Origin of the sequence: Paenibacillus sp. FSL L8-0663 (assembly GCF_038008125.1) — a bacterium.
GTDB lineage: Bacteria > Bacillota > Bacilli > Paenibacillales > Paenibacillaceae > Paenibacillus > Paenibacillus polymyxa_D.
This window is the reverse complement of record NZ_JBBOYM010000001.1, coordinates 2,451,445-2,462,975: the sequence shown is the minus strand read 5'-3', so window position 1 is coordinate 2,462,975 and position 11,531 is coordinate 2,451,445. Positions and strand designations below refer to the sequence as shown.

Here is an 11,531-nt window from a genome sequence, read left to right as displayed (position 1 = left end):
GGAATCATCGCACTTCCCATCGCGGGAGTGCACATAATAAAGCGAATCCTGATCGAGTCGTGTAAGCAGACGGCATCTTACCTGTCGATCAGGATTCATGTGTTACAGATTAAAAAATTAGTGATTCAGTTCTTAAAATCATCAACCGTAGATTTTCAAGATTTATGATGTGCTAAATCTTGTGTCATGTCTTTGTCCGTGTTCCGAGTTATCTTTTGTATTGCGGCACGGATACTTTTTACATTTTTCTCGATAAATCCGGGTTCCAGTAGTTCATAATGATTACCAATCAAGCTATGCTCTTCATAGCTACCTTGTGTAGCGTCTTTCCATAAAAGTCGATTATCTCCTGTACCCCTCACCGTTTCCGTTCCAACGGCGACAAAGCCGTGAATATTCGCCTGAACGCTCTCTGTATTCACAAGCTGGTTGCCATACACCGCGTAAGCGATCATTTTACGTTGGTACGTTTCATTCAACAGCTCACGGTAGGAGTCGGGAACCTGTTCCAGCATGTCATGAATTTCATGCTCTGTTTCTTCAGCAGTGAAGGGCAGGGCTTCCGCCCTTTTGACCGAATCGAGCATAAAAATATCGGATACGGTATGACCTTGACGTTCCAGTGTGTCAGCAACCTTATGCGCCAGATTACCACCTATGGAATAACCAAGCAGTACATACGGACCTTGCGCTTGCGTGCTGACGATCAAATCAACGTAACGTGCCAGCATGGCCTGCTCATCGGCAGCATCATCCACGAACTCCAATCCATACACGACTGCGTCCTGATCCAGTTGTTTGGCCAGCTCCGCGAACGACAGCCCGTATCCAAGCATAGGAGGAAAGCAGAAGATGGAGATCGGACCGTGTTCATTCAACCGTATGATTGGACTATCGGCCTTGTATTCCAGATCCGCTTTCAATAATGTGAGCGCCTGCTCTTCTATAGTCGGGAAGTCCATAACACTACGGATGGGGAGCTCAATGTCTGTGGCAAGGTGAACTTTGCGTATAAGCTCCAGTACTTTCAAGGAATGTCCACCCAACGTGAAAAAGTCATCATGGATACCCACTTGTGGAATTTCAAGCACTTCCTGCCAAATGGATGCCAGCAACTGCTCCACATCGGTTCGCGGGGCGACATATTCTATACCCGTGTGCAGCCCTTTGTCCGGCACAGGTAAAGCTTTGCGATCGATTTTGCCGTTTGTCGTCAGCGGAAGCCGATCCAGTTGTACAAATGCGGATGGAATCATATAGCTCGGCAGACTGGCCGACATCGCAGCTCGAATCTCACGGACGGTCAGCTGTTCATCGGCAGTGAAGTAAGCACATAATTGCTGTTGACCCGTTCCATCCCGCAAAGCGATAACGACGCTATCCCGCACGGACGGTACACTTGCCAGCCGCGCCTCCACTTCGCCCAGCTCAATCCGGTAACCGCGAATTTTAACCTGTTGATCAATCCGTCCGGCGTATTCCAATATGCCGTCTTCACGCCAGCGAACAAGATCTCCTGTACAGTACAGGCGATCTCCGTCCACCCACGGGTTAGCAAGAAATCTCTCAGCCGTCAGCTCAGAACGATTTAAATAACCACGTGCAACTCCGTCTCCGCCGACAACCAGCTCACCCCAGGCTCCGACCGGTTGCAGGTTAAATGACGAATCCACAACATACGCCGTCGAATTGCAGATGGGACGTCCGATCGGCACAGAATCCAGCTGTTCTTCCGTAATGTGATACGTCGTCGAAAAGGTTGTATTTTCCGTTGGTCCATAGCCGTTAATGATGTTCATGTCCGGATTATCACGCAGAACCCGGTTAATATGGGGTGCAGACAAAACATCACCACCAACCAGCAAATACTTCACATCGCCGAAAAGTTTACTATCCTGCTGTGAAAGCTGATTAAATAACGGTGTGGTCAGCCACATCATGGTGATGCTATGATCCCGTATCGTCTCTTTAAGCTTGGCCGCGTCCAATAGATCATCCTTATGCACAAGAACAAGCTGACCGCCGTTCAGCAGCGCGCCCCAAATTTCAAACGTAGATACATCAAATACAAACGCGCAAGTCTGCAGCATTCGAGTCGATTCATCAAATGGCACATAATCGGTATTGCGGACAAGGCGCACGACACTTTGATGCTCAACAACGACACCCTTAGGCTTACCTGTTGAGCCTGAGGTATAAATAACATAAGCAGCATGATTACCCGCTCCATCTATACCCAGATTGGAAGCATCTGCACTGTAGGACGTATCCTCATTCAGATTAACAATCTGTCCGTCAAAATAGCAACGATCCAGCAAATCTTGTTGAGCCAGCAGCAGTTTGGCTCCCGAGTCCTCCAGCATATAACGGATACGGTCCTCCGGATATTGTGGATCTACCGGCACATACGCGCCACCAGCCTTCAAAATAGCGAGTGTTCCCGTAATCATATCCAGCGAGCGCTCCGTCAAAATGCCAACAGGTTCATCGGGTTTCACCCCTGCATCACACAGCGTATGCGCTAATCGGTTGGCTGTCTCATTGAGCTCCCGGTAGGTCAATGATTGATGACCCAAAGCGACGGCAATATGATCCGGCGTACGCTCTGCCTGCTCCTCAAACAATTTTTGGATCGTGTGATTGCTTGGATATGCAGAGGCAGTGTTATTAAACTCTCCTGTAATTTGTTGTTTTTCCGCCGCTGTAACCAGTTCCAGCTCTTCTATGCAAACATTCGGGTTAAGCAAAACTTGCTCCAACAGATTCACAAAATGTCCATGCAGACGCTTAATGCCTGTTTGATCATAACTTAACGCATTATACATAAAACGAATCTTGATGCATTCTCCTGGCATAACGACTAAGCTCAGATCATAGTTAGTCTGCTCTGCAGCCACCACGTTGGAGATCGGGAATAGTTCCTGCCCGTCACTTCCCAGTTCTTCGACCTGCTCATCTACCGGATAATTTTCAAATACCATAATATGGTTAATTAAATCCTGTTTCTGATCGGTCAATGCCTGAATCTCAAACAGTGGATACGTATCATACGCATGAGAAGCCAGAGCCTGCTCCTGCGTTTTCTTCATAACTTCTGCAAAAGATTCCCCTGCCTCACTAAGGATGCGAACAGGAATGGTATTAATGAACAAGCCGATAATATCCTCTACCCCGATAATATCCGATGGACGGCCTGAGACGACACTGCCAAATACGACGTCACTGTGGTTGTTATATTTTTGCAGCACAATCCCCCAGACGGTTTGTAATAACGTATTCATGGTCACTTGATATCGCTTAGCCGTCTCCTCCACCCGGAGGGTCAACTCACGTTCCAAAACCGTCACCCAATCACTAGCCGTGTTGCCTCCACTCTTGCGACCGGATTTTACAGCTGGTAATGCTGTTTGCTGCTCATATCCGGATAAATAGCTGCTCCAGTAGTCGGTTGCCGCCTTGCGATCCTGTGCTTCGAGCCATTCAATAAAGCGGCTGTACGGCACTGCGGGTGCTAGCTCTGGTACTCTGCCCTCCTGAAGTGCTGCATAGCTTTCAAACACTTCTTTATTTATAAGGGACAGACACCAGCCGTCCATGACGATATGATGGAAGCTCCATACAAAATGATAGCTGTCTTCTCCGGTACGTAAAATCGCTACACGCAGCAGAACATCCCTACGCAGATCAAAGCCTCGTGCTTTATCTTGTAGCTTGAAATTTTTCACCCGGGTATCTATTTCATCCTTCTCCAGATGGTGTAAATCTTCATATTGAAAGCCGCAATCCTGATTTCGATACACCACCTGCAACGGTTCCGTATCTCTGCCAAAATAAAAATGTGTACGCAGCGCCTCATGTCGCCGAACCAGAATATTCAGGCTTTCTGCAAAAGCCCGAATGTCCATCTGACCTCGCATATCATAAGAAACCTGCTCAAAATACGCGTCATTCGCGGCTGCTTGACTATCTAGCTGGCTGTGAAACAGCATCCCTTTCTGCATCGGGGTCAGTGCATATACATTGTCGATCTCACCTGCAGCACCCATTTCAGATAAGAGGCTGTCCAAGCCCTCCACACTCATTCCTTTATAGGAAATATCACTTGGGGTAAGCTCCGGGTGTTCTTTATGGATGCAATGCACCAAAATTTCGCGCAGGCTCGATTCCAGTAATTTCGCCAATCGCTCGATCGTCTCCGGTCTATAGCTGGTACGGCTATAGCTAATCGTCAGACCCAGTTGACCTCCCGAAATGATGCCACCAAAATCCAGCGTATACGTTCGAGCCATGGTCGGGCTCAGCGGCATCCCACCCTCATATGAGGATGATTGCAAGTCGTTCCCTTTCATATCCTGATCGAACTGTCCCAAATAGTTAAAGCTGATTTCGGGGTCTGTCGTAAATAGGGCTGGAGATGCCTCCGGTGCCTGTGTCTGATGATCGGCTAAGTATTTCAGTACACCGTAGCCAATCCCTTTTTGCGGGATGCCGCGCAGTCCTTCCTTCACCCGCTTAATCCGTTGCGAAAGTGCCAGTTCTTCAGGCATATCGAGCAAAACAGGATATTGGCTTGTAAACCACCCTATCGTCCGGGTAATGTCCACCTCTGGTAAAATGGCTTCACGTCCATGTCCCTCCAGATTAATCAGGAACCGATCATTTCCACTCCATGCTTGCAATGCCATTCCTACCGCCGTTAGCAACAGGTCATTAATTTCTGTACGGTAGGCACGATTGGCCTGTTTGAGCAGCTGCTCTGTCTCTGCGTGTGTCCACAAAGCAGTAACCGATTCACTATCGCCAATCAATGGCTTTTCGTGCTCATTATACCCGTAATCCTGCGGCAAAGGAGTCCGTTCCGCTTGTGCAAGTTTCCCCCAATACGCTTGCTCACGTTCCATAGCTGGGCTGTTGGCATAAGCGTGCAGCTGCTCGGCCCATGTTTGGAACGAATCTGTTTTATGAGGCAGCTGAATCACCTGTTCACCCTTGGAAGCTTGATCATAGGCAGTCGCCAAATCCTCGAATAAAATGCGCCAAGATACCCCGTCCACCGCCAAATGATGAATCACGACCAGCAGATGATCTCCATCCGGGCAACGGAACAGCCCCAGTCTCATCAGCGGACCTTCACTTAGAGAAATACCAGATTGAATTTCATTGCACTTCGCTTCAATTATCTTCGCCAAATCTTGCTTGTTTACATCGCTGTCATTATAATCAAAGCACTCTAGATGGTACGGTTCGCCTTCCTCTACACTGCGGTTCCATGCTGTACATCCGTTCTCCGACAAACTAAAAACCATACGCAGTGCATCATGGTGCGATGTAATCTGATGGAGCGCCCGCCGTAGTGCCTGTTCGTCATAGCCTTCCTGACGATAGAGCATGACAGATTGGTTAAAATAGTGCGGTTCTCCCGTTGGCTGTTCAAAAAACCAGCGCTGAATCGGTGTAAGCACTACATTTCCTGTAACCTCGCCCTGCTCGGCTATTCGGTTAACAGGCTGAATATATGTGCTTAGTCCTGCAATTGTCGGGTATTTGAACAAGTCCTTCATTTCCAGCTTGTATCCAGCCTGAAATAAGCGGGACGATACTTGAATGGCCTTGATGGAGTCACCACCCAAATGGAAAAAGTTATCCTGTATTCCGACTTTCGGGATACCAAGAATGGCTCCCCAAGCCGTAGCCAGTGCCTGTTGGACATCCGTCTCGGGTGCCACATAGTCCATACCTGTATCGAGATTGTGCTCAGGTGCGGGCAGTGCCCTGCGGTCTACTTTGCCATTCAGCGTCAAAGGCAGTCTGGAGAGCTGCACAAAGTAGGACGGCACCATATAGCCAGGCAGATCCTGCGACAAAATGTTACGTAAGTCGCTGGCGCTCAGTTCGCTATCTGTTACAAAATAGGCACATAGCTGTTTTTGTCCGTGATCGTCCTGCCGCACGGTAACAACTGATTCCTTCACACCTGGAATCGCGGACAAACGGGTTTCAATTTCACCCAGTTCAATGCGGTAGCCGCGAATTTTGACCTGTTCATCCATTCTTCCCTTGTACTCCAGTACACCATCAGTACGCCAACGCACTAAGTCCCCTGTACGATAGCAATATTCTCCAGACCGGAATGGACTTTCAATAAATTTTTCCGCCGTAAGCTCGGGCCGATTCAGATATCCACGCCCAACACCATCACCACCGACGATCAGTTCCCCCCAGGCCCCGATAGGTTGCAGCTTCAACGAACGATTGACCACATAAGCGGTCGAGTGATCAATTGGACGTCCAATGGGAATAGCCTGGGTTTGCGGTTCTGTAATGTCATAGATGGTGGAAAAGGTGGTGTTCTCAGTCGGCCCATAAATATTGGCTAGGCGAAGCTGCGAGTACTCCTTCAACACACGATTGACGTGCGGTACAGACAACACATCACCACCCACGAGCAACTCCTTCAAGGACGCAAACACTCCGATTTCTTGCTGCGAATACTGATTGAATAAAGCCGTGGTCATGAACATCGTGTTAACACGATACTTGTCAATTGCCTGTTTGAGCTTGGAGGCATCCAGAATAGTGTCATGACTTACCACATACAGTTGTCCCCCGTTCAGCAGCGTTCCCCAGATTTCAAATGTGGAGGCATCGAACACAACTGCGCCCAATTGCAGCATACGTGTATTTTCATCAAGCGTGGCATAGCTTTTGTTTTTCACTAGGCGCACGACATTACGGTGCTCAATCATCACGCCCTTCGGCTTGCCTGTCGTACCAGAGGTGTAGATCACATACGCAAGATCCGAGGAAGATCTCCCTGTTGTAATCGGAATTGTTCCATCCGTATGAGCGTCAAATTCAAATTTGGTACTCCATCGTTGTTCATCACTCAAATCGATGACCGGAATGCCGGGTTCAAAAGGCATCTGCTCACGTCGTTGTAACAGTAACAGCCCCGCACCGGAATCCTCCAGTAAATAACGAATACGCTCCTCAGGATAATCGGGATCAATGGGAACGTAAGCCCCTCCGGCCTTCAAAATCGCCAGCATACCGACGACCATTTCAATGGAGCGTTCAGCCATAATTGCTACTCGCTGTGTCTCTGGCTCGGACCCGCGCCGTATCCCATGGGAAGCAAGAATGCGTGCCAGACGGTCGGCACGTTCATTCAGCTCACGGTAGGTAAGCTGCATGTCCGCAAAGGTGATGGCCAGCCGATCAGGTGATTGCGCTACCTGTTCCTCGAACAGCACATGCAGTGCTTGATCTCGTGGATACGGATAGTCTGCTACCGTATCATTGAATCTCTGCACAAGCAGCTCTTTTTCTTCGACCGAAACCATTTCTATAGCCGAAAGAGCGATATCCGGCTGTTGAATAACCGCATTGATAAGCTGCTGCAAATGTTCAGTCAGTCGTTCAATGGTTTCTCGTTTGTACAGCCGAGTTCCGTATTGAAGAGCACAGGAAATTTGTTCTCCATCCTCCACTGCGAACAGACTCAAATCAAATTTGGCCGTCGTTTGCTCACTTGGATAAGATGCCAATTGCAGCCCCGCCAGCTGCTGCTCTTTTTGCTCTATGTTTTGTAGTGCAAACATGGTATCAAATAACGGATTACGGCTTAAATCTCGATCCACGCCCAGCTTCTCCACCAGCTCTTCAAACGGATAATCCTGATGTTCAAAAGCCTTTAACGCGTTTTCCTTGACCTCCAACACATAATCGCGGAACGTTTTCCCGCCTTCTGGATAATTACGGATTGCCAGTGTATTCACGAACATCCCGATCAGACTGCCAAGATCCGCATGGGGCCGCCCTGCAATTGGCGAACCGACAATAATATCCTCCTGCCCGCTATAGTGGCTAAGCAAAGCCGAATAGGCAGCCAACAACACCATATATAATGTCGATTCCGTCTGCACCGCAATGCTTTTTAAGCCTTCGCTTTGTCGTTGGTCAAGCGTAAATTCCAGCACATCTCCTTCAAAGCTTCTCACCGCTGGGCGTGGATAATCAGTCGGTAGATCAAGCACTGGTAGCTCTCCTGCGAAGGTATTGAGCCAGTAGTTTTCCTGTTCCCGGTAGCGTTCACTTTGCTGCTGCTTCTGTTGCCAAGCGGCGTAGTCTTTATACTGAATGCGTAACGAGGGCAGCGTGTCGCCTGCATATAAATGAATGAAGTCCTGAATTAGTACATTTATAGAGGTGCCGTCCGAAATGATATGATGCATATCCATGAGCAAAATATGATGCTCTGGGTCTGTTTCAATCAAACCAACTCGGAATAACGGAGCCTGCCCCAAATCGAATGGTTGGACAAAGTTACGTACCAGCTCATCCGTTTCCTTTGGGGTAGCTCCGTGAGCATTAGTCAATTCCATGCAAAAAGGAACCTCGTCATGTACTCGCTGGACAGGTTCACCGTTCATGGTCTCAAAACTTGTGCGCAATGTTTCATGACGGTCAATAAGCTGACGGAACGCGCTATCCAGTGCCTTGTGATTAAGTGAACCGGTCAGAGTCAGGACACCAGGTATGTTATAGCTAATTCCCGCTCCATCAAGCTGATTGAGGATATACATCCGTTTTTGAGCCGAAGAGACCGCATAAAATGGCTTATTCTCCGTAACAGGGATGGATTCATAAGTGGTTTGCTCCAGTGCTTCAATAACTTGCGCCAGCTGTTCAATGGTCGGATGCTGGAACAGATCCTTTAGCTGCACATTTCTATGCAATTCTTTATAGATGAGTGATATGACATGTGTCGCCCGCAGGGAATGTCCTCCTGCCTCAAAAAAGTTATCCTTAATGCCAATCCGCTCAAGCTCAAGCACATCTTTCCAGATGCTAGCCAGTTGTGTTTGTAATTGATTTTGAGGAGGTACATATTCTGCGCCTGAGCCTACACCTCCCTCTGGCTGTGGCAACGCTCGGCGATCCACCTTGCCGTTGGGCGTCAGTGGCAATTGCTCTAGCTGTACAAAATACGACGGTACCATGTAGCCCGGCAGCTCCTGACTCAAAGCGCTACGCAGCTCACTTGTCGCTACTTCCGCATGGGTGACCACATATGCGCAGAGCAGCTTTTGCCCCTGTTCATCTTCATGTGCAATTACAACAGCTTCTCGGACTGCCTCCAGCTTCAACAGCTGTGCTTCCACCTCGCCCAGCTCGATCCGGTAGCCCCGGATTTTTACCTGCGCGTCGATCCGTCCCTTATATTCCAGCGTCCCGTCCGCATTCCAACGCACCAGGTCCCCTGTTCGATAGCAGCGTTCGCCGCCACGGAACGGGCTGTCAATGAACTTTTCGGTCGTCAGGTCTGGGCGGTTGCGGTATCCACGAGCCACCCCGTCACCGCCGACAATCAGTTCCCCCCACGCTCCAACAGGCTGGAGCTGCATCGAACCGTCCACGACATATGCCGTCGAGTTATAGATCGGGCTACCAATGGACACAGATCCCGATTGAACGCCAGTAATGGCTTGTGTGGTAGAAAAAGTCGTATTTTCCGTCGGACCGTAGCCGTTAATAATATGTAGATTCGGATGGGCCTCCAATACCCGATTAATATGCGGTACGGACAGCACATCACCACCGACCAATAGCTCCCGCATCCCCTCAAATAGTTCCAAGTCCTGCTGGGATAGCTGATTAAAGAGTGGTGCGGTCAGCCACATCGTGGTAATGCCGTGATTGCGGACAACTTCCTTGAGCTTGGGCGCGTCCAAAATAACATCCTGACTCACCAGCACCAGCTGTCCACCGTTCAATAGCGCACCCCAAACTTCGAAGGTGGACGCGTCAAAGACAACAGACCCGGTCTGCAAAATGCGTGTGTCGGCATTCAAGCGTGCATAGTTTGTGTTTGTCACCAAACGCACGACATTACGGTGCTCCACCATAACCCCTTTGGGCTGGCCTGTAGTCCCTGAGGTGTACATAATATAGGCCAAGCGACCAGCTGCGCTCGCCTGTGGTTGTTCTTTAGCTGCATAAGTCTGCTGTATTTGTTCTGGTTCTGCTTGTTCTGATTGCGTAGCTTTTGGTTGCATGATTTCTGGTTGTATGGTTGTCGTAGAAGCAAGTTCGGGACTGGCGGAAATGGAGTAGAACGGATCTAGGCAGTCCACGTATCCCGAATCAGTATTCGTCCCGTGCTCATTCGACAAAATGGGATCGTAACGATCAGCATCATCCGTTCCATAAATTGCGGCATCGCTAAGGTCAAGCACCATTCCCTTAAAATCAGTGGGCCGATGTTCCATTCGCTGCACGAGCAGTATGTCCGCACCGGAATCCTTCAGCAAATAGCGTACACGCTCATCCGGGTAATCAGAATCAATGGGGACATACGCTCCACCTGCTTTGAGAATTCCGAGCATACCGACAATCATCTCAATCGAGCGTTCAGCTACAATGCCGACCGTCTGCTCGGTGCGGATTCCCTGCTTACGTAAAGAATGAGCCAGTCGGTTGGCCTTTTCATTCAATTCTGCATAGGTTAGGCTATCTTGCCCACACACTACCGCCACCTGCTGTGGTGTCTGCTTCGCCTGTTTCTCGAACAATTCATGAATAGACGCATGACGTGGATAATCCACATTTGTATCGTTGAAGGTATGGAGCAGCTGCTCTATTTCTTGCTCTGACAGCACTTGTGCTGTGGAAATCGCCAACTCTGGCTGCTGCAAAACAATAGTGTACAGCCGCAGAAGCTGCTCAACAAAGTGCTCAATCGTCGTCTCGCTATAACGGTCGCTACTATACTTTACGTTTAGGGAAACCGCTTCATGTTCCCATTGAAACTGGAAATCTAGTTCAGATTGTACGTGATCCAAAAAATCAGAAATATGAATATTTCGCAAGGATACTGTGGTGTGAATAAGAGGCTTTCCATCCTCATTACGTTGAATGTCAAGTAATTCAGAATAGTTCCAAAAAGGAATGTTTTGATGTTCAATAGCTTCGCCGACAGAGGCTTTGATTTGAGACAGCAAGGCTTTGAAGGTTGTGCTGGAATCCAGCGTATTTTTCAATAAAAGTAGATGGTTGATCGGCTTTGTAGCACCGTTGCTAGACTTGGCTACCGGAATGCCCAGCAGCACACGTTCCTCAGCTGTGTATTTATGCAATAAGCTCTCTACTCCAGCAAGCAGGACCATAAACACGGCCCATGGAGCGCCACCTGTTATAGATGATATTCTTTGGGAAATTTCAGTTGGAAATGTGAGCGTGTACGTATGGGAATTTAAACTCGTTACAGTTGTACTTCTGGACACATGGTTAGTGTATGGTAGGCAGATGGTATGATCCTCAGATTCCAGTTTATGACTCCAGTAATTTTTTTCCTTCTCAAATAAGGCTTTCAATGACATCCCTCCTGCTTCTCGGGGCCTGTTCCCCGGTTGGATGGTGCTTTGTTACGTACATGAGCGTTGTGTCAGAAAAAGAATACTTTGCAGGCAAGGGCAGTCGGACAAGCCGCCGCCCTCTGCACACGCAAAGTGAATTCATTGCATTTTAGA

The 11,531-nt window shown here is 48.7% G+C and carries 1 protein-coding gene; it reads right to left on the bottom strand.

The window, feature by feature from the left end:
- Nucleotides 1-155: 155 nt before the first annotated feature.
- Complete coding sequence (locus MKY75_RS11070) at nt 156-11,375, bottom strand: amino acid adenylation domain-containing protein (protein WP_340885262.1); 11,220 nt, start codon at nt 11,373-11,375, stop codon at nt 156-158.
- Between the last annotated feature and the right edge of the window lie 156 nt (nt 11,376-11,531).